Source organism: Companilactobacillus versmoldensis DSM 14857 = KCTC 3814 (assembly GCF_001434295.1).
Lineage (GTDB): Bacteria > Bacillota > Bacilli > Lactobacillales > Lactobacillaceae > Companilactobacillus > Companilactobacillus versmoldensis.
In genome coordinates, this window is the sequence record NZ_AZFA01000001.1 from 23,988 (window position 1) to 43,691 (window position 19,704).

The 19,704-nt window shown below is 37.0% G+C and carries 23 protein-coding genes; 22 read left to right on the top strand and 1 reads right to left on the bottom strand.

The annotated features are described in order from the left end of the window. The first annotated feature begins 6 nt into the window (after window positions 1-6). The 6 genes from mutM (at window position 7) to thrS (ending at window position 6,444) form a co-directional block, all read left to right on the top strand. Window positions 7-834 (top strand): DNA-formamidopyrimidine glycosylase, encoded by an 828-nt coding sequence (gene mutM, locus FC27_RS00110; protein WP_010623730.1) that lies wholly within the window; start codon window positions 7-9, stop codon window positions 832-834. After that, the gene (gene coaE, locus FC27_RS00115; RefSeq protein WP_235807877.1) at window positions 807-1,424 is read left to right on the top strand and encodes a dephospho-CoA kinase; all 618 of its coding nucleotides are present in this window, start codon (window positions 807-809) and stop codon (window positions 1,422-1,424) included. Before mutM ends, coaE begins: the two co-directional genes overlap by 28 nt. A 20-nt stretch (window positions 1,425-1,444) precedes the next feature. Further along, window positions 1,445-1,924 carry a transcriptional regulator NrdR gene (gene nrdR / locus FC27_RS00120; RefSeq protein WP_010623727.1) on the top strand — a complete coding sequence of 160 codons (480 nt, stop codon included), beginning with the start codon at window positions 1,445-1,447 and terminating at the stop codon, window positions 1,922-1,924. An 11-nt stretch (window positions 1,925-1,935) separates the two neighbouring features. Next, window positions 1,936-3,288, top strand: coding sequence for a DnaD domain protein (locus FC27_RS00125; protein WP_010623726.1), 1,353 nt, complete (start codon window positions 1,936-1,938; stop codon window positions 3,286-3,288). 2 nt (window positions 3,289-3,290) lie between these two features. Continuing rightward, entirely contained in the window at window positions 3,291-4,199 is a 909-nt protein-coding gene (dnaI, locus tag FC27_RS00130) for a primosomal protein DnaI (RefSeq protein WP_010623725.1), read from the top strand. Window positions 4,200-4,494: 295 nt separating this feature from the next. Then, window positions 4,495-6,444, top strand: coding sequence for a threonine--tRNA ligase (thrS, locus tag FC27_RS00135; RefSeq protein WP_010623724.1), 1,950 nt, complete (start codon window positions 4,495-4,497; stop codon window positions 6,442-6,444). 107 nt (window positions 6,445-6,551) lie between these two features. Here thrS and FC27_RS00140 read toward each other — a convergent pair whose 3' ends face one another. After that, window positions 6,552-7,853, bottom strand: a complete 1,302-nt coding sequence (locus tag FC27_RS00140; protein ID WP_010623723.1) for a hypothetical protein — start codon at window positions 7,851-7,853, stop codon at window positions 6,552-6,554. A 119-nt stretch (window positions 7,854-7,972) separates the two neighbouring features. Here FC27_RS00140 and FC27_RS00145 point away from each other — a divergent pair, with 119 nt between their 5' ends. From FC27_RS00145 to FC27_RS00220, 16 genes are all read left to right on the top strand, one after another. Next, complete coding sequence (locus tag FC27_RS00145) at window positions 7,973-8,794, top strand: Cof-type HAD-IIB family hydrolase (protein ID WP_010623722.1); 822 nt, start codon at window positions 7,973-7,975, stop codon at window positions 8,792-8,794. 172 nt (window positions 8,795-8,966) lie between these two features. Beyond that, entirely contained in the window at window positions 8,967-9,497 is a 531-nt protein-coding gene (gene infC / locus FC27_RS00150) for a translation initiation factor IF-3 (RefSeq protein ID WP_029508109.1), read from the top strand. 14 nt (window positions 9,498-9,511) lie between these two features. Next, on the top strand, window positions 9,512-9,709 hold the full coding sequence (gene rpmI, locus FC27_RS00155) for a 50S ribosomal protein L35 (RefSeq protein WP_010623720.1): 198 nt from the start codon (window positions 9,512-9,514) through the stop codon (window positions 9,707-9,709). Window positions 9,710-9,742: 33 nt separating this feature from the next. Beyond that, entirely contained in the window at window positions 9,743-10,099 is a 357-nt protein-coding gene (rplT, locus tag FC27_RS00160) for a 50S ribosomal protein L20 (protein WP_010623719.1), read from the top strand. A 69-nt stretch (window positions 10,100-10,168) separates the two neighbouring features. Further along, window positions 10,169-10,696, top strand: a complete 528-nt coding sequence (locus FC27_RS00165) for a YqeG family HAD IIIA-type phosphatase (RefSeq protein ID WP_010623718.1) — start codon at window positions 10,169-10,171, stop codon at window positions 10,694-10,696. Beyond that, complete coding sequence (yqeH, locus tag FC27_RS00170; RefSeq protein ID WP_010623717.1) at window positions 10,683-11,798, top strand: ribosome biogenesis GTPase YqeH; 1,116 nt, start codon at window positions 10,683-10,685, stop codon at window positions 11,796-11,798. Before FC27_RS00165 ends, yqeH begins: the two co-directional genes overlap by 14 nt. A gap of 9 nt (window positions 11,799-11,807) precedes the next feature. After that, window positions 11,808-12,122: a YhbY family RNA-binding protein gene (locus FC27_RS00175; RefSeq protein ID WP_010623716.1), complete on the top strand. Its 315-nt coding sequence runs from the start codon at window positions 11,808-11,810 to the stop codon at window positions 12,120-12,122. Window positions 12,123-12,141: 19 nt separating this feature from the next. Beyond that, window positions 12,142-12,774 (top strand): nicotinate-nucleotide adenylyltransferase, encoded by a 633-nt coding sequence (locus FC27_RS00180; protein ID WP_010623715.1) that lies wholly within the window; start codon window positions 12,142-12,144, stop codon window positions 12,772-12,774. Then, on the top strand, window positions 12,771-13,373 hold the full coding sequence (gene yqeK, locus FC27_RS00185; protein WP_010623714.1) for a bis(5'-nucleosyl)-tetraphosphatase (symmetrical) YqeK: 603 nt from the start codon (window positions 12,771-12,773) through the stop codon (window positions 13,371-13,373). The genes FC27_RS00180 and yqeK overlap by 4 nt, the downstream gene beginning before the upstream one ends. A gap of 1 nt (window position 13,374) precedes the next feature. Beyond that, on the top strand, window positions 13,375-13,740 hold the full coding sequence (gene rsfS / locus FC27_RS00190) for a ribosome silencing factor (RefSeq protein ID WP_010623713.1): 366 nt from the start codon (window positions 13,375-13,377) through the stop codon (window positions 13,738-13,740). Further along, complete coding sequence (locus FC27_RS00195) at window positions 13,730-14,461, top strand: class I SAM-dependent methyltransferase (protein WP_010623712.1); 732 nt, start codon at window positions 13,730-13,732, stop codon at window positions 14,459-14,461. Before rsfS ends, FC27_RS00195 begins: the two co-directional genes overlap by 11 nt. Window positions 14,462-14,469: 8 nt before the next feature. Beyond that, entirely contained in the window at window positions 14,470-15,579 is a 1,110-nt protein-coding gene (locus tag FC27_RS00200; protein ID WP_010623711.1) for a nucleotidyltransferase, read from the top strand. Beyond that, a complete protein-coding gene (locus FC27_RS00205; RefSeq protein WP_010623710.1) occupies window positions 15,579-16,118 on the top strand; it encodes a YceD family protein in 540 nt (179 codons plus the stop codon). Before FC27_RS00200 ends, FC27_RS00205 begins: the two co-directional genes overlap by 1 nt. A 74-nt stretch (window positions 16,119-16,192) precedes the next feature. Next, window positions 16,193-17,614 (top strand): NADP-dependent phosphogluconate dehydrogenase, encoded by a 1,422-nt coding sequence (gene gndA / locus FC27_RS00210; RefSeq protein WP_010623709.1) that lies wholly within the window; start codon window positions 16,193-16,195, stop codon window positions 17,612-17,614. Window positions 17,615-17,888: 274 nt separating this feature from the next. After that, window positions 17,889-18,575: a response regulator transcription factor gene (locus FC27_RS00215; RefSeq protein WP_010623708.1), complete on the top strand. Its 687-nt coding sequence runs from the start codon at window positions 17,889-17,891 to the stop codon at window positions 18,573-18,575. Next, complete coding sequence (locus tag FC27_RS00220; RefSeq protein ID WP_010623707.1) at window positions 18,572-19,648, top strand: sensor histidine kinase; 1,077 nt, start codon at window positions 18,572-18,574, stop codon at window positions 19,646-19,648. The genes FC27_RS00215 and FC27_RS00220 overlap by 4 nt, the downstream gene beginning before the upstream one ends. Window positions 19,649-19,704: the final 56 nt, after the last annotated feature.

The following is a 19,704-nucleotide window of genomic DNA, read 5'->3' on the forward strand; positions in this document are numbered from 1 at the left end:
AAATAAATGCCAGAAATGCCAGAAGTTGAAACTGTTCGTCGTGGTTTGATCGACCAAGTAAAGGGTAAAAGGATCACTGATATTGAGATCCGTTATCAAAATTTGATCACTGGGGATGTTAATGAATTCGTTGAGACTGTTAAAAACTCAGTGATCGAAGACATTGGTCGTCGAGCTAAATTTTTATTGATCCATTTAGATAATGGATACACTATCATCAGTCATTTGCGAATGGAAGGTAAGTACAAGGTTTCTAGTGATGTGAATGCAATTGACAAGCATTCGCATGCGATTTTCAGTTTAGATGATGGTCAAATGTTGATTTACAATGATGTCCGTAAATTTGGACGGATGCAGTTGTGGCCTACAGATCGTTTGTTTGAGAATAAATCATTGAAAAAATTAGGACCCGAGCCTTTATCTGATGAATTCACTTTTGAAAATATCAAACCTCGGGTCATCAAGCACCGAAAAGATATTAAGACTGTTTTGTTGGATCAATCAGTCATGAGCGGTTTGGGCAATATTTATGTTGACGAAGTCCTCTGGCAAGCAAAGATCCATCCGGAAACTCCTGCTAACCATTTGACAGATGAAGATATAAAAATTATTATCAAGCATGCTAATGACGAGATTCGTCTGGCTATTCAATCCGGAGGTTCAACAGTTAGGTCGTATTTGGATGCCAATGGTCATAAAGGAAATATGCAAGATCGTCTGCAAGTTTATGGCAAAGAGGGATTGCCTTGTCCAAGGTGCCAGACAACAATTGAAAAAATCAAGGTTGGTGGTCGTGGGACTCACTTTTGCCCTCATTGCCAAGTGGTCAAATGAGTCGGGTCTATGGCTTGACCGGGGGAATTGCGAGTGGTAAAACAACCGTTTTAGATATTTTTAAAAAAAATGGTTGTAAAACATATGACGCTGATCAAGTTGCTCGACAAGTGGTAGTTCCTGGTTCAGTTGGTCTCAGGGAGATCACTAAACAATTCAGTAAGCATATTTTGTCGACAGATGGTTCATTAGATCGTAAAAAACTTGGTCGGATAGTTTTTTCTGATCGTCGCCAATTGCGGAAACTTACAGGGATAACGGGACTACTGATCCGCAAGCAGATCCTCAAAATGATTAGTGACATGAAAAAAGACCCCGATCCTGTGATCAATATTTTTGAAATACCGTTATTATTTGAAGGTAAGTATCAATCATATTTTGATGCAACGATATCGATTTATTTAGATCCACAGATTCAGCTAAAACGTTTGATGAAACGGAATAATTTAGATGAAGTGGCCGCTAAAAAGAAAATCGAGAGTCAAATGTCGATGGATCAAAAAAGGTTGCTGGCTGATTTTTCCATCGATAATTCACAAGATTTAACACATTTGGAAACTGAAATATTACAATTATTAAAGAAACTTTAGTGTAGAAAAGAGGAACGCTTATGATCTGTCCACATTGTCACCATGATTCATCAAAAGTTGTTGATAGCCGTCCCAGTGATGAGGGGCGTGCTATTAGAAGAAGAAGAGAATGTGAATACTGCGGTACGCGTTTTACCACCTTTGAAAGGATCGAGAAATCGCCACTGCTAGTTATTAAGAAAAATGGCAATCGTGAGGAGTTCCGCCGTGAAAAATTGCTGCGCGGACTTGTTCGAGCAGCTGAAAAACGTCCAGTTACGATGGATCAGATGAATGCCATTGTTGATAAGGTAGAAAATGAGATCCGGGCAACTGGAGAAAATGAAGTCAAATCGCAAGATATTGGTGAGCATGTGATGAAGGAATTGGCTGATGTCGACGATGTTACCTATATTAGATTTGCTAGTGTTTACCGTGAATTCAAGGATATGAGTGGATTTATGAACGAAGTCCAGGAAATGATGGCAAACGACAAAAAAGATAAGAAAAACGATAAATAAGGAGGAGCAGTGTGCCAAATTTCAACGATAATAACTTAACACCATTAACTGGATTTTGGTGCCTGCCAATGGGACGTTTTACTGACTATGATCGGGAGGTTTTGACGGATATTTATTTGCCGTTGATTGGGCCTTCAGCATTTGCACTTTATCAGTTGTTATGGCAAAAGGTGCCTAATAAAGAGATCGTGACCGATCGAGAAAGCCATACTGTTCTATTATCAGAGCTTGGTATTGATACTCGGGAGTTTTATGAGGCACGGATCAAACTTGAAGCCATGAGTCTGATAAGGACTTATGAGAAACACGATGAGCTTGGTGATTATTTAATTTATCAGTTGATCGAACCGCAAAGTCCAAGTCAATTTATCAATGATAATATTTTGAGTATTTTCTTATTAGAAAATATTGGTGAAACTCAATATAATAAAATAGTTGCTAAGTATTCACAAAAGCTGACAGTTTTAGAAAATTCACATGAGATTTCCAAGGTTTTCTCAGATATATATCATATTTCAAGTAAAGTAAACGCGCCTCCAGCAACTATCACTGAGTCACAAGAAGGTTTTCCTCAGAATAAAAGGGCCACTGGTCCTAAAACTGAGTCAGTAGTTAATAATGATTTGGATTATGAATTGATCGGGAATATAGTTGCTCGGTCTGCCAAAGTTACACGGGAAGATTTAACTAAAAATCAAAAATTGATCAATGATTTACATACTCTTTATGGTTTGAACGAAGTTAATTTAGGAAATGCGATTGCAAAATCAACTAGTTTGATCACCAATCAAATTGATCCAGTGGCTTTGCAGAATCTTGTTGAGCAACATTACGAAAGAAAAGTTAATATTGGCACCCGAGTTGCTAGTGAGCCTCTACAAAAAGCAGATGGCAACTTTGACAAAAATGATCCCCAATCCGTGTTGCTTTATCGAGCTAAAACCACTAGTCCAGCGGACTTTTTAGCTGAGGAGCAGCATCAAAACAACAATGCACCAGGACTAGTTGAGTCAAGGGCATTACGGACAATGAACAGTCGTTCAGTCTTATCTGCGCCAGTACTGAATATTTTGATTCATTATGTTTTACAGTCATCGCCGACTTTGACTTTGCCACTGATGGAGACGATGGCTAATGATTGGCGACGTCATGATGTCAAAACACCTGAAGATGCTTTGAAACGAATCGAGGAACATCAAAATCGTCCCCGTGGTAATTCTCGTAATTTCAACGGTCCTAAGAAGGTCGAGCAATCGACTGATTGGAGCAAGGTCAAGAGTCAACAGGTCGATAATGGCAATGAAGCTGAAGCAGAAAAGAAACGCCAAGAAATGCTTCGTAATTTAAGAAATAAGGGTAAATAACTATGGAAAAATTTAGTGATGCTTTAGCTGAAGGCTTGAAAAATTTTCACTTTAAAAATTCTGATTATAACAAGTTGCTTTCCGAAGCATTAAACGACAGTGATGTAAAAGATTTTTTAAATAAAAACCAAGATAAAATCAGCAAGGAAGCTGTTGATGTCAGTGCTGCTGCTATTTATGAATTTTATAATCATAAAAAGAATAGCAGTGAATTTTCAAAAAATTATACACCCCAATTGATCGTTAATAATCAAAGAATCGAAGTCGCGTATATACCTAATCAACGTAAGGTCAATGCTGATAAGAAAAAGGCTTATGAGTCAGGTTTTGCATTATTGAATATGCCTAGTGATATTCGTAAGGCAAGTTTGAATGATTATGATGGTACGGGTCGACAAGAAGCTTTCATGGCAGCTGTCAATTTTATTCAAAATTATCAACCGGGTGGCAAATTTGTTCCAGGACTATATTTAGCTGGAGATTTTGGTGTCGGAAAAACTTATTTATTAGGTGCCATAGCTAATGAACTTTACCGTCAAAATATCAAAAGTACCTTAGTACATTTTCCAAGTTTTCAAGTTGATATTAAAAATTCGATTCAAGACAATAAGGTAATGGATCAAGTTAATGCAATCAAAGACGCCCAGATTTTAATGATCGATGATATCGGAGCTGATTCAATTTCTGGTTGGATCAGGGATGAAGTCTTAGGAGTTATTTTGCAATATCGGATGCAGGAGAGCTTGCCAACATTCTTTTCTTCAAATTTTTCGATGAATGAATTGGAAAAGCACTTAGCTGATAATAAGAATGTCACTGAGCCAGTGAAGGCAGCCAGAATTATGGAAAGAATTAAATTTTTATCAAGAGAAGTAATTGTTAGCGGTCCCAATCGAAGAAATAAGGGTTAGTCTCTTGCAAATATGAATAATAAATGTTTCAATAAACACATGAAAGACAACACTTCGGTTCTATTCAGGGAGGGTACATTTACTGAAAGCTTACCCATTACTGGAGTTACCACTTCCATTTAAAACTTTATAGCTAGTTGGTTACTTTATAACCATAGAGTGAAAACTGTCATATACAGTTTTAATTTGGGTGGAACCGCGCAGAATGCGTCCCTGAAGTATGAATGCAATTAATGTATTCATACTTCAGGGACGCATTTTTTTGTTGTCTAAATTTTAGGAGGTTACGTGGATTATGTCAGAAATCAAATTAACATTCCCAGACGGAACAGTTAAGGAGTTTGATCAAGGCACAACAACATTAGATGTTGCTAAATCAATCAGTACTTCATTGGGAAAAAATGCTATTGCAGGAAAACTCAACGATACATTGATCGATGTAGAAAGACCTATTAAACAAGATGGTAAGATTGAGATCATCACTGGTAAAGATGATGAGGATTCATTAAAGGTTTTAAGAAACACTGCTAGTTTAGTATTCAGTGCTGCTGCTAAGAATTTCAAGACAGACTTACACTTCGGTGAAAAACAAGCTAATGATGATGGTTTCTATGTTGATACTGATGACAAGGAACAAATCACAGTTGATGAATTGGATTCAATTGCTGAAAGCATGAACAAGGTCATCAAAAAGAACGATAAAGTTGAAAGAACTTTGATGGATAAAGATGAACTAGTTAAGATGTTCAAAGATGATCCATATAAATCTTCATTGCTTGGTGCAATTGATTCTGTTCAAGTGCCAGTATACAAGCTTGATGATTTTATTGATTTCGGATATGATGCCGTCCTTCCAAACATTAAAAACTTGAAACACTTCAAGTTACTTTCTGTTGCTGGTGCATATTGGCAAGGTAAATCAAGTAATCCAATGTTACAAAGAATTTACGGTACAGCCTTCTTTAAACAAGAGGACTTAGATGCTGATATGAAACGCCGTGCAGAAATCAAAGAACGTGACCACAGAACAATTGGACGTGAACTTGACTTGTTCTTCGTTGATCCAGAAGTCGGTGCTGGTCTTCCATACTGGATGCCAAACGGTGCAACTATCCGTCGTGTGATTGAAAGATATATTATCGACAAAGAAGTTGCTTGGGGCTACCAACACGTATATACACCAATTTTGATGAACTTGAATACTTATAAGACTTCTGGTCACTGGGACCACTATCGTGAAGATATGTTCCCACCTATGGATATGGGTGATGGCGAGATGCTTGAATTACGTCCAATGAATTGTCCTTCACATATTCAAATTTACAAACATCACACACGTTCATATCGTGAATTGCCTGTTAGAATCGCAGAATTAGGTATGATGCACAGATATGAAAAATCAGGTGCTTTGAGTGGTTTGCAACGTGTTCGTGAAATGACTCTTAACGATGGTCACACATTCGTTGCTCTTGACCAAATCCAAGAAGAATTCAAACGTACTTTACAATTGATGGTTGAAGTTTACAAAGACTTCGATATCACAGACTACTCATTCAGATTGAGTTATCGTGATCCTGCTAATACTGAAAAGTACTTTGATGATGATGAAATGTGGAACAGATCACAATCAATGCTTAAAGCTGCTATGGATGATCTTGGCTTGGATTATTATGAAGCAGAAGGTGAAGCTGCTTTCTACGGTCCAAAACTTGATGTTCAAACAAAGACAGCTCTTGGTAATGATGAAACATTATCAACAATTCAATTAGACTTCATGCAACCAGAGAAGTTCAAGTTGACATACGTTGGTTCAGATGGTGAAGAACACAGACCTGTTATGATTCACCGTGGTATTGTTTCAACAATGGAAAGATTTATCGCTTACTTGATTGAAATCTATAAGGGAGCATTCCCAACATGGTTAGCACCAACACAAGTAAGAATTATTCCTGTTAACAAGAAATTCCACCAAAACTATGCTGAAAACTTATTAGCAGAGCTACGTAAGAAGAATATTCGTGCTACGATTGATGATCGTGATGAGAAGATGGGTTACAAGATCCGTGACGCTCAAACAATGAAGATTCCTTACACAGCTGTTGTAGGTGATGATGAAATGGCTGATGCCACAGTATCAGTAAGAAAATACGGAGAAGAAAATTCCGAAACAGAATATGTTGGAATGTTCGTAGATTCAGTTAAAGCTGATGTTAATAATTACAGTCGCAAAGCAGAAGGTAAGTAGAGCACAAAAAATGCGTTCAGCTTCCGAGTAATAACACAGAAAACCGGTTCCTCACGAAGTGAGAAGCCGGTTTTTTTGAGTTATGCGAAAGAAGTTGCAGGTAATGATTATTTTGCTTGATGATAGGAGATGCCGGAACCTGAAACATCCTCAATTTTTTCGGATTTATTACCGTTAGCGATGATTTTTCCTTGGATGTCAAAATCTTTGATCATGCCATCTTTTTCTACTATTAAGGAGGTTACTTTCTTACCGGATGTCACGATATTTCCTTTAACGACAAGTTTCTCGATTGATCCACCAGTTTTAACGCTCAATCCATAAGCGGGTAGGGTAACATTTACGCCTTTTAGAAGTGGATTTCCTACTGCACCAAAGGTCTTTAAATCTCCGTTGAAAGTCAGACTACCAACTTTTTTGGATATTTGAACGGCGATAGCTCCATTGGCATATGTAGAGATCGAATCAAATGCTCCATCGACCAGCGTTCCATCATATTGATTGTAACCTCTAGCACCTAGACCATAGGTTTCGATTGGTGCGGTGATCTTAAAGTTTTTAACTGTACCAAAATTGACAAAACCAATTCCGGAGGGACCATAAGAAGTTACTGCTTTCTTGACGAGCCAGTCGTCGACTGTTCCCCAGTTATCTAGGACCATGTCGTTGACTCCATAAGTAGCCGATTCACCATTTTGGATAATGTTTTTAGCATGGGCACCATTAACAATGAAAATTGCTCCAGTGATGATATCAGCGACTCCAAAGGGGAGTTTACCAGTCGAATAGACGTCTTCAGTGGTCAATTTAGAAATTTCGACTTTGCCGCCGAGATCACCGAATCCTCCGATGAAGATACCCGAACCGATAACAGGAGCATTTTTTTGACCAATTGAGACATTTGTGGCTTTTACGTGTATCAAACTGGCTGGATCTGGATTAAAATTATAGATAGTTAGTGCGCCTTGGTAGACATTGACGCCATATTTTTGTGGTTGCTCTGGATAGTGTCGACTGTCGGCGCTGTGAATGGTTAAATCATTGATCTCAATTTTGGAATTTTTGGTACTACCACGGGTGATAAAAGATAATTGTCCAACTAATTCTAGATGATCAAGGATAAAGCTTCCTAAGTCTGATTTAATACCAGCATTGAAAATTGCTTTGTGCTTTGGGTCTGTGACGATTGCTAAATTCTTGATCGTGTTGTTCTTAGTTAATCCAATTCCGTCATTTTCTGGGAATAAGAGTGCTGGGTAAGAGCCATCTTTTCTGGCTGCTCCAGATAATGAAGTGTCCTTGGGTAAGATGAGACTGCTATCTAAGGTCAGGTTACTAGAGATGATGATTTCTTTTTCATGATCTTTTATTGCAGAATAAAGGTTTTTCATATTGTCGATTTGTACCATAAGTTTGCTCCTATTTATTAAGTATTAATGATTGGTCAATAAAAATTATATTGATTAGTTGTGTTAGATATCGTTCACAAACTGAATTTATTATTTACGAAAAGTGAGGTTTTGCAACTATGATCAAATTAATTGCTAGTGATATAGATGGTACGTTTTTTGATGATCAACATGAATACAATCATGAAAGATTCAATCAACAATTAAAATTGTTACATCAACAAGGTGTTAAATTTGCCATTGCTAGTGGCAATTACCTAGGACATTTACAACGAGTCGTTCAATATTCTCCAGTTGACGCCTTTGTTTCCGAAAATGGTGCTCATATCGTGGTCGATGGAGAAGAAGCCTATGCTTCTTATTTAAGTAAAGATACCGTCAATTTGATTATTGAAGACCTACAAAAATTAGGCGATAATTTAAAAGCCTTTATTCTTTCAGGTGAAAAAGCTACTTACACTGAAGCAAAATATGAATCAGCTTTGGACAAATACTATATTCACAATTACAAATTGGTCGATGATGTGAAAAAAGTTAACGATGGCATCTTCAAAGTGAATGTCAGCTTGAATAATGACAAACTAGATGAAGTTGAACAGCGGTTAAATGATCAATTTGGTGGTAAGGTCCATGCTACAGCTAGTGGATTCGGAAGTATTGACATCATTGCTAAAGAGGTCAATAAAAGTTTTGGACTGCAAAAATTAGCTGATCATTACGGTATTTCACTTCAGGATGTGGTATCATTTGGTGACAACAGTAATGATGATGAAATGCTTCAAGAGTCCGGATTAAGCTATGCAATGAAGAATGCTAAGCAGTCTACTAAAGACGCTGCAGACAAAATCACAAAGCTTGATAATAACCATGAAGGAGTCTTGAATACCATCGATAGTTTGTTCGATTGGGATACATCAGAAAAGTATCAAAAATCTTATTGACAGATTTTCTAGATACTGGTAATATTTATACCTGTTGAGATTAAGCAGAAGCGCCCGCTTCTCACCTATGCTTTTTGCCTCTAGGTAAATATACTGTATATACAATTATATTAGTGGGCGTGCGTATGCACCCCACTTTTTTAGTGGGAACATTTTTCGGAGGTGACTACTCATAGCAAGAGATTTATTAGTAAACGATCAAATTCGTTCAAAAGAAGTTCGGTTGATTTCTCAAAATGGAGATCAAGTTGGTGTTAAACCAAAAGCAGAAGCACAACGTTTAGCTGATGCAGCAAATATGGACCTAGTTCTAATGTCGCCAGGTGCAAAACCACCAGTTGCAAGAATCATGGACTATGGTAAGTACAAGTTTGAACTTCAGAAGAAAAATCGTGAAGCTCGTAAAAAGCAAAAGGTCGTCAGCGTCAAGGAAGTTAGACTTAGTCCAACAATTGAAGAAAACGACTTTAATACTAAGCTTAACAATGCCCGTAAGTTCCTGAGTAAGGGCGATAAGGTCAAAGTTTCTCTTCGCTTTAAGGGTAGAGCTATTACTCATAAAGAGATTGGGAAAGAAGTCCTAGATCGAGTAGCTGACAAGACAAAAGACATTGCTCACGTTACTACAAGACCAAAAATGGATGGCCGGAGCATGTTCTTGATGCTTGATCCAATTAGTTCCAAAGACAATAAGAAAAAATAGTGGAGGGATTTCAAATGCCTAAACAAAAAACACACCGCGCCTCAGCTAAGAGATTCAAGAAGACAGCTACTGGTGAATGGAAGAGAAGTCATGCTTATACAAGTCACCGTTTCCACGGAAAGACTAAGAAGCAACGTCGTCAATTGGCAAAATCTGGTTTAGTTTCATCAAGTGATATGAAACGAATCAAACAAATGTTAGCAACATACTAATTCATTCACAGGTAATTTAAAGGAGGAGTCATTATGCCACGTGTAAAAGGTGGAACAGTAACTCGCAAACGTCGTAAAAAGATTTTAAAATTAGCTAAGGGATATCGTGGTTCAAAACATATCACTTTTAAAGCTGCACATACACAAATCATGGTTTCATACCGTTATGCATTCCGTGATCGTCGTCAAAAGAAACGTGATTTTCGTAAGTTATGGATTGCAAGAATCAATGCTGCTGCCAGAATGAACGAAATCAGTTACAGCAAGTTGATGCATGGTTTGAAATTAGCAAATGTTGATATGAACCGTAAAATGTTAGCCCAAATTGCTATCGAAGATCCAAAGGCATTCACAAGTTTAGCAGATAGAGCTAAAAAAGCTTTAGCTTAATTATCAAAACGTAATTTGGGACATTCCAAATTACGTTTTTTTACTAAGTATGATAAATGGGGAAATATTATGTTTAAACCTGATGTTATGTTAAATCGAATTACTGATATAGATGCTGATGACTTAAAGAGAGAGCGTATTACCACTATTATGACTGATTTGGATAATACTATCCTGCCTTGGAATAGTAGTGAATATAGTTTATCGCTTAGAAAGTGGCTCAACATCATGAAAATGGCGAATATTGAAGTGTTAGTCGTTTCGAATAATAGTTATAAACGAATCGAAAAAGCTGTCCATGATCTCGATATCGGGATTGTTGCACGGGCTAAGAAACCTTTGCCATTCGAGATAGTCAAATATATTCGTGAAAATAAGATGGTCAAAGATGAAATCTTATTTGTCGGGGACCAAGTATTGACCGATGTATTGGCAGGATCGCTGTCAGGCGTTAAAACAGTTTTAGTGAAACCAATTGTTGAAACTGATGAAAAAAAGACACGGGTAAATCGATTTTTCGAAAGACCTATATTAAAATATTTACAATTGAAAGATAAAAATCTATATTGGAAGGATTCATTACATGACAGAAAATAATGAAGCTTTATACTGTATTGGTTGCGGTGCAAAGATCCAAACGAACAATCCTGATGGACCTGGTTATGTTCAACCATCAACTTTGAAGAAATATTTGGCTGATGATTCTAAGGAATTATTGTGTAAACGTTGCTTTAGATTACGAAACTACAATGAGATCACTGACGTTGATATCGATGATGATGACTTTTTGAAGTTATTGGATTCGATTTCTTCTCAAAAAGGTCTGATCGTTAATGTGGTTGATATTTTTGACTATGAAGGTAGTGTCATTCCTGGACTACAACGGTTTGTCGGTGACAAGAATATTTTGATCGTCGGTAATAAAGTCGATCTCTTGCCGCACTCAGTCAACCAAAATAAGCTTCTGAACTGGATCCAACAAAAGAGCAAGGAAAATGGGATCAAATCGGTTGATCAAATCATGGTCTCTGCTCAGACCGGAACTAATATTGATAAGTTGATGACAATGATCGAAAAGTATCGTCAAGGCCAAGACGTTTACGTTGTGGGAACTACTAACACAGGGAAATCGACTTTGATCAATCGGATCATCAGTGCTAATTCTGATGTCAAAGATTTGATCACTACTTCCAGATTCCCAGGCACTACACTTGATCAAATCGATATCCCACTCGATGATGGCCATTTCTTGATCGATACGCCAGGTATCATTCACAAGTATCAATTAGCTCATTATTTAGATGAAAAAGAACTCAAGGCTATCACACCGAAAAAACAATTGCGCCCGTCAACTTTCCAATTACGAGATGGACAAACGATCTTTGTGGCTGGATTGGCAAGATTTGACTTTTTAGATGAAAAAACCAATGTGGTTTTTTATTTCAACCAAGGCCTAGTGTTACATCGGACCAAAACGGTCAATGCGGACGAATTTTACCAAAAACATTTAGGCGAGATTTTGAATCCTCCGTATGATGTGACCGAATTTCCGAAATTACACCAAGAGGAATTTACTTCCCACCGCAAATCGGATATTGTTATTTACGGATTAGGTTGGGTCACGATCCCGGCCAATTGCAAGGTTTTAGTGCATGTACCTGAAGGAGTTCGGGTCGCCATGCGAGATGCCATTATTTAAGGAGAACATATGATAATTAAAGGAAAGAAAAATCGCTATTTACGTAGCCAAGCTCAAACTATGAAACCAGTTGTTCGAGTAGGGCGTGAAGGGATCAGTGACAACTTATTAACACAGATCCAGCAATTATTGTATAAAAATGAACTGATCAAAGTTTCATTTTTACAAAATACCATGGCTGAACCACAACAATTGGCAGATGCGCTGACAGAACTAGACGGAGGCATTGCCTTGATTCAGACTATCGGCTCAAAGGCAATCTTCTACAAGAAATCACCTAAGGTAAAAAATCGTAAGTACTCTTTGGAGCTAGACAAAATTTAGTATTAAGTGAAGATGAAAAATGAGAACAAAAAAACAAATTTTAACTAAGGTACAGACTGAGATCAAATCGAATCAGCCTAAACGCCATGTTGGAATTTTAGGTGGCACTTTTAATCCGATTCATACAGGACATTTAGTGATTGCTGAACAAGTTTTTCAACAGTTACACTTAAGTAAAATTCTTTTTCTGCCTGATAAGATACCACCTCATCATGGCGTTTCTAAGCACAAACCGATTGACAGTAATGACCGAATTGAAATGGTAAAATTAGCAATTGAGGATAATATGCATTTTGATTTAGACTTGACCGACGTCAATCGCGGTGGAGTCAGCTATACCTACGAGACCGTTAAAATTCTCAAAGAATGTAATCCTGATACTGAATACTATTTCATTATCGGTGGAGATATGGTAAGAAATTTGCCCGAATGGGCTCACATTGATGATTTAATGCAGATGGTTCATTTTGTAGGAGTTTGTCGAAAGGGTTTTGAAAAAAGCTCTCAGTATCCTATAATTTGGGTGAACACTCCTGAACTAGAAATTAGTTCTAGTATGATCAGAAAGTCGATCAGAACGGGTAAATCCATTAAATATTTGGTGCCTAAGAGTGTCGAAAGCTATATCGAAGATAAGGGGCTTTACCAATGACAGATTTTAATTATGACAAGATAGCACCCGGATTTGACCGTGATGCAGTTTTGAATCGCATGAAAAGTCAAATGAGCGATTTTCGCTTCTCTCATTGCGTTCGGGTGGAAAAAGAGGCCCGTGGTCTCGCTGCAGAAAATGGGATCAATGTTGACAAAGCAGGTTTAGCAGGTCTATTACACGATTATGCTAAAGAAAGACCAGATTCAGAATTCACTGAGATCATCAAAGCCAAAAATCTTGATCCTGAGTTATTGAATTATGGTAATGCTATTTGGCATGGTATCGTGGGTGCTGAAATTATTAAAGATGAACTAAATGTTTATGATGAAGATGTTCTCAATGCCGTACGTCGTCACACTGTTGGTGCAACGACGATGACTGGTGTAGATAAATGTACTTTTATTGCTGATTTTATTGAACCCGCCCGTGATTTTCCAGGTATTGACGAAGCAAGAACCTATGCTGAAAAATCACTTGATGCTGGAGTGGCTTTCGAATTAAAACATTCGATTGCTCACTTGATCGACAAGAATCGGCCAATCTACCCAGACACATTTATAAGTTACAATTATTGGATCAATAAGGGAGAATTATAATTTGAATTCAAAAGAAATGATGGAAATTGCTGTTAAAGCAGCAGATAGTAAACATGCAAATGATATTGAAGTCTTAGATATTAGTAAAGTAAGCATCATGACTGATTACTTTGTCATTATGGATGCTAGTTCACAACGTCAAGTCGATGCTATTGTTCAAGCAGTTTTAGACAAGGCTGGCGAAAACGACATTGATGTTGGACATGTCGAAGGAAAAAGAGATTCTGAATGGATCTTGATCGATATGCACGACATCGTTGTTCATGTATTTACTAGTGAAAAACGTAGTTTTTATAATTTAGAAAAATTGTGGGCTGATGCACCACAAGTAGATATTTCAGATTTGGTAACAGTCAATGATCTATAATTCGTTTGCTCGAGTATACAGCGAGTTGATGGATGACAGTCTCTATCAAAGATGGGCAGATTACGTAAAAAATCACACACCATACTCGGCAAAATCATTGTTGGATGTAGCATGTGGGACAGGTGATCTGACCATTTTGTTAGCTGATGATTTTGATGTCACTGGAACAGATCTTTCTGAAGAGATGTTAAATATTGCCACTGAAAAAGCTGCTGACGCCAAGGTGAAAATCCCTTTTGAACAAGCAAATATGATGGATCTATATACCTTTGATAACTTTGACGTTATCACTTGTTTCGATGATTCGATTTGTTATTTAGGCGACGAGGATGAATTATATATTGCAGCTAAACAGGCATATGATCACTTAAATCCAGGTGGAAAATATCTCTTTGACGCCCATTCATTATTCCAGATGGATCACGTTTTCCCAGGATATATGTTCAATCATAAGGCTGAAGATTCTGCCTTTATGTGGAGTAGTTATCCAGGAGAATACGAACATAGTATTGAACATGAGCTGACATTTTTTAATTATGACGATGTCATCGATGGCTATCTGGTCAATACTGAGATTCATCACGAGCGGACTTATCCAATCGAGACTTTCAAGCAGATCTTGAAAGATGTTGGTTTTAAGAATACTCAAGTTTCTGCTGATTTTGGTGAAAAGCCAGTATCTGATAAGGTTACTAGATGGTTTTTTGATTCAGAAAAGTAGGAGATAGTATGGCAAAAATTTACGGCTTTGTGGCCGAGTTTAACCCATTTCATAATGGCCATAAGCAATTTATTGACCAAATAAGAAAAAAATATCATCCAGATGTACTGATTGCAGTCATGTCAGGCAATTTTGTACAGCGGGGTGATTTTGCTGTTTTAAACAAGCATTTGCGGGCACAGACTGCTGTGGAGAATGGCGTCGACCTCGTGGTCGAATTACCATTTGTGCAGACGGTACAACCAGCTAATATATTTGCCGAGAGTGCTATTCAAATACTACGACAAATCGGCATAACTGACCTGGTATTTGGAACTGAGGCGGAAATGGATTTTCCCCAATTGGCTCGACGGGTCATCATTGAACAGATGGAATTTAAACAGGACTTCACGCATAGTTATGCCGAAAACCTGCACCAACAATTGCTACAAATTGGCGTTGATACGGCTAATAAGCCGAATCAATTGCTGGGGCTGAATTACACGACGGCGATTGAGAAAAAAGGTTATCCGATTAAAGTTCATTCACTGTTGCGCACACAAGATGGCTTTAGTGCAACCAAGATTCGTCAGTCGCTTGGTTCTCAAGATTGGTCAAATATAGTTGATATGGTGCCTCAAGGGACCTATGATTTATTGCGGTCTCAAAAAATTATTACTTGGAACGATTTTTATCCATTTTTAAGGTATAAAATTTTGACGAACACTACTAATGAATTACAATTAATGTATCAAATGGTGGAGGGGTTGAATTTCAAACTAAAAAAAGAGATTAGTCGAACCGATGATTTTGAAAAACTATTGTTTTCTGTCAAATCGAAGAGATATACTTTGGCGCGGATCCGTCGCTTGCTGATGTATGTTTTGATCAATGTTGACAATAAGGAGATGATATCGGCGCTCACTCAAACTTATTTGCGTATCTTAGGATTTAGCGATACTGGTCAGCAGTATTTGCATCAACAAAAGAAAAATTTTAATATACCTTTGATCACTAAGGTCGGACAATCTGAGCATAATTTGATGAACTTAGAATTAAGAGCCGACAGTGTCTATCAATTAGTCAATCATGAAGAACAAAATTTTGGAGTCATTCCTTACATTAAGGGGGAAAACTAATGCTAAACTGGGATGTTCAAGAAGTACGCAAGTACAAAGACAAACCCTTTGATTTTGAAGAAAAATTGAATTTGAAAGACGATTTACAAGATCGTGATTCAGAAGTACTCGACATTGAACCTGTGGAGGTTTCCGGTAGTTTGTTTAACGACCGTGGTCTAGTTATTTCTGATGTTAAGATCAAGACACGGATCACTGTTCCTTCTACACGTAGTTTGGAACCAGTTGAACTTGCCTTAAAATTCCGGATCAATGAAGCATACAATATCGATGCTATTGATACTGAAGATATTGACGATTATTCAATCATTATTCCAATTAATGATGATAATCCAACAATCAATATTTATGAGTCGATCGTGGACAATATTTTGTTAAATATTCCTACGCAAGTCTTAACAACTAAAGAACAAAATGAAGATATCATGCCATCTGGTAAAGATTGGACAGTTATCTCCGAAGATGAGTTTAAGAGACAAAAAGAAGAGGAGCATGTTAACCCCGAATTCGCTAAATTGAAGAATTTATTCAAAGAATAGGGTCAATAATGCGCCTCTTTTATTATTTTTTGTTAATATAGATATGAAATAACTTATTAATTGGAGGTATTTGTATGAGCAAACCACAAATCGGTGTCATTGGAATGGCCGTAATGGGAAAGAATTTGGCTTTAAATATTGAAAGCCGCGGTTATGAAGTTGCTATTTATAATAGAACTGGTTCTAAGACAGAAAATGTTGTTAAAGAACACGCCGATAAAAAATTGGTTCCAAGTTACACAATCGAGGATTTCGTTGATTCACTAGAAAAACCACGTCGTATCATGATGATGGTTAAAGCTGGTGCTGGTACAGATGCTGTTATTGATCAATTATTACCTTTGTTGGACAAAGGCGATGTTTTGATTGACGGTGGAAATACTTTCTTTGAGGACACGATTGAAAGAAATAGACGTTTGGATAAATCAGGTATCAACTTTATTGGAATGGGTGTATCTGGTGGTGAACTAGGTGCTTTACAAGGTCCATCATTAATGCCAGGTGGACAAAAGGAAGCTTATGATTTAGTAGCTCCTATCTTAGAACAAATTTCAGCTAAAGCTGACGAAGATGGCAAACCATGTGTTACTTATATTGGACCAAACGGTGCTGGTCATTATGTCAAGATGGTTCACAACGGTATCGAATATGGTGACATGGAATTAATTTCAGAAAGTTTTAATTTACTTTCACACTTGTATAATAATGATTTAAACAAGGTTGCTGAGACTTTTAAGGATTGGAACAAGGGTGAATTATCAAGTTACTTGATCGACATTACAGCAAGCATCTTAACAAGAAAAGATGACCAAGGCAGTGACGATTATATCGTTAATAAGATCTTGGATAAGGCTGGTAATAAAGGAACAGGTAAGTGGAGCTCACAAAGTGCTCTTGAATTAGGTGTTCCTCAATCATTGATTACATCTGCTGTCTATTCACGTTATATTTCTGCTTATAAAGATGAACGTGTTAAAGCAAGTAAGTCCTTAGTTGGTCCTAAGAATGTTCCTGATGTAAATCTCGATGAATTTGTTGAAAAGATCCGTAAGGCACTCTACTTTAGTAAAATCATGAGTTACGCTCAAGGCTTTGCTCAAATGAAAGCTGCTGGAGAACATTACGATTGGAAGCTCGATTTTGGTAAGATTGCTCAAATCTGGCGTGCCGGTTGTATCATCCGTGCTCAATTCTTACAAAAGATCACTGACGCTTATGATAAAGATCCTAAGTTAGACAACTTATTACTCGATGATTACTTCGAAAATATCGTTGAAGAATACCAAGAAGCTGTTCGTGACGTTGTTAGTTATGCTGTTAAAGTTGGAATCCCTGTTTCAGGATTCATGTCAGCTGTTTCATACTATGATCAATATCGTTCAGAAGTATTACCAGCTAACTTGATTCAAGCTCAAAGAGATTACTTTGGTGCTCATACATACGAAAGAAATGATAAACCTGGTATTTTCCATTATACTTGGTATGAAGAACAATAATTTAGAATTTTGATCAATAAAGTTTAACGTAAAAGGACAAACTTTCTTTTGGAAAATTTGTCCTTTTTTATGTGGTTTAATGTTTTTGCTATAAAAAAAGAATAATTTTTAATATTTTGAATAAAATTCGGATTGAATATTAAAAAAAACTCACTTTGGCTATTTTTAATAAATCGAATATGTTAAAATCTTTATTGCATTGCCTTGCAAAAGGTGAGAAAACGATTAATAATTAATAATAATTAAATTTTATTTAATATACGGGAGATAAAGCATGGCTAAGATACTAGTTATTGAAGATGAAGAGAACATGGCTAAATTTGTTCAACTTGAACTTCAACATGAGAATTATGAAGTTAAAGTTGCAACAGATGGTCGTACTGGCCTTGATACTGCCCTTAATGAAGACTGGGATTTGATCTTACTAGATTTGATGTTGCCAGAGTTGAATGGTATTGAAGTTTGCCGTCGAGTTAGACAAGAAAAGAATACGCCAATCATTATGATGACAGCACGTGATTCGATCATTGATCGAGTTTCAGGCTTAGATCACGGAGCCGACGATTACATCGTTAAGCCTTTCGCAATCGAAGAATTATTGGCACGTATTCGGGCATTATTAAGAAGAATCGATTTGGACATTGACGTTACTCGTAACAATGATCAAGTTTTGAAGTACAAAAACTTAGTGATCGATAAGACAACTCAAACTTTAAAACGAAATGGTGAAGTTATCGACTTGACTAGAAGAGAATATGATTTATTGAGTGCCCTCATGGAAAACGTTGGCACTGTTTTAGGTCGTGATGAATTACTCGAACGTGTTTGGGGAACTGGTTCTAGTACTGAAACTAATGTTGTTGATGTTTACATTAAATATCTTCGTAACAAAATTGACCGCGGTGGTGCACCAAGTTATATTTCAACTGTTCGTGGTAAGGGTTATGTGATGAGACGATGAGAATCTCAATCAGATTTAAATGGACTTTTTTGATCTCATTAGTAATACTAGCAGCATATTTGATAGTTGCTTTTATCGCTTTTAATACAGTTGACAGTGTTGCTAGTGCTGAAGTAGTTCATGATTTTGTCTTAAAATTGATTTGGGTTGGTATCTTTGTCCTATTTTTCGGTATCTTGATCAGTTTCTTTGCCGTGTCATTGTTTTCGAAAAACATCAAAACTGTTAATACAACGATTGATGATTTGAATAAGAAACCTGATTCTGATTCAAGAATCAAGATTAGAAAACGTAATGATGAGATTTACGATTTGACGATCAACATCAATAAAATGCTTGATCGCATGCAAGCCTATACAAATCAACAAAAAGAATTTGTTGAAGATGTTTCCCATGAATTACGTACGCCAGTGGCAGTTTTAGAAGGTCACTTGAGTATGTTGCAACGTTGGGGTAAAGATGATCCTGAAGTTTTGAATGATTCAATCAATTCATCACTTCAGGAATTAAAACGTATGCAATCGTTGATCCAAGAAATGCTTGCTTTGACACGGGTAGAACAGATTGACAGTGAATATTTGGATCAAACGACCGAGGTCAAGCCATTGTTTACTCAAGTTTATAATGACTTTAAAATGTTGCATCCTGATTTCGTAGTAAATTTTGATGATGATATTCAAACTGGTAGCAAAGTTAAGATTTACCGTGATCATCTCGAGCAGGTTTTGATAATCTTGCTCGACAATGCTTTTAAGTATTCTGGTGATCGTAAAGAAATTAATCTTTCTGCTTCAACTAACTCTGCTTTATTGGAAGTGGTTGTACAGGATTATGGTGTAGGAATCGCCAAAAAGGACGTCCAGCGTGTTTTCAATCGTTTCTACAGAGTTGACAAAGCTCGTTCAAGAAAACGTGGAGGTAACGGCTTAGGCCTTGCTATCGCTAAACGTCTGATTGAGATCTACAAAGGGACCATTACTGTAGAAAGCGTGCTTGGTTCAGGGACTGTCTTCCGGATAGAACTGCCAATTTATGTGGAGCCAGAATCTGAAACTGAAACTGACAAAAAATAAAATTTAATTCTAAAGTGATATAACAAAAACGAAAAGGACACTGATAAAATATTTTA

Coding starts and splice junctions, on each gene's coding strand:
- mutM (WP_010623730.1), top strand. CDS start 7: ATGCCAGAAATGCCAGAAGTTGAAACTGTTCGTCGTGGTTTGATCGAC.
- nrdR (WP_010623727.1), top strand. CDS start 1,445: ATGATCTGTCCACATTGTCACCATGATTCATCAAAAGTTGTTGATAGC.
- dnaI (WP_010623725.1), top strand. CDS start 3,291: ATGGAAAAATTTAGTGATGCTTTAGCTGAAGGCTTGAAAAATTTTCAC.
- thrS (WP_010623724.1), top strand. CDS start 4,495: ATGTCAGAAATCAAATTAACATTCCCAGACGGAACAGTTAAGGAGTTT.
- FC27_RS00140 (WP_010623723.1), bottom strand. CDS start 7,853: ATGGTACAAATCGACAATATGAAAAACCTTTATTCTGCAATAAAAGAT.
- FC27_RS00145 (WP_010623722.1), top strand. CDS start 7,973: ATGATCAAATTAATTGCTAGTGATATAGATGGTACGTTTTTTGATGAT.
- rpmI (WP_010623720.1), top strand. CDS start 9,512: ATGCCTAAACAAAAAACACACCGCGCCTCAGCTAAGAGATTCAAGAAG.
- rplT (WP_010623719.1), top strand. CDS start 9,743: ATGCCACGTGTAAAAGGTGGAACAGTAACTCGCAAACGTCGTAAAAAG.
- FC27_RS00165 (WP_010623718.1), top strand. CDS start 10,169: ATGTTTAAACCTGATGTTATGTTAAATCGAATTACTGATATAGATGCT.
- yqeH (WP_010623717.1), top strand. CDS start 10,683: ATGACAGAAAATAATGAAGCTTTATACTGTATTGGTTGCGGTGCAAAG.
- FC27_RS00175 (WP_010623716.1), top strand. CDS start 11,808: ATGATAATTAAAGGAAAGAAAAATCGCTATTTACGTAGCCAAGCTCAA.
- FC27_RS00180 (WP_010623715.1), top strand. CDS start 12,142: ATGAGAACAAAAAAACAAATTTTAACTAAGGTACAGACTGAGATCAAA.
- yqeK (WP_010623714.1), top strand. CDS start 12,771: ATGACAGATTTTAATTATGACAAGATAGCACCCGGATTTGACCGTGAT.
- FC27_RS00195 (WP_010623712.1), top strand. CDS start 13,730: ATGATCTATAATTCGTTTGCTCGAGTATACAGCGAGTTGATGGATGAC.
- FC27_RS00200 (WP_010623711.1), top strand. CDS start 14,470: ATGGCAAAAATTTACGGCTTTGTGGCCGAGTTTAACCCATTTCATAAT.
- FC27_RS00205 (WP_010623710.1), top strand. CDS start 15,579: ATGCTAAACTGGGATGTTCAAGAAGTACGCAAGTACAAAGACAAACCC.
- gndA (WP_010623709.1), top strand. CDS start 16,193: ATGAGCAAACCACAAATCGGTGTCATTGGAATGGCCGTAATGGGAAAG.
- FC27_RS00215 (WP_010623708.1), top strand. CDS start 17,889: ATGGCTAAGATACTAGTTATTGAAGATGAAGAGAACATGGCTAAATTT.
- FC27_RS00220 (WP_010623707.1), top strand. CDS start 18,572: ATGAGAATCTCAATCAGATTTAAATGGACTTTTTTGATCTCATTAGTA.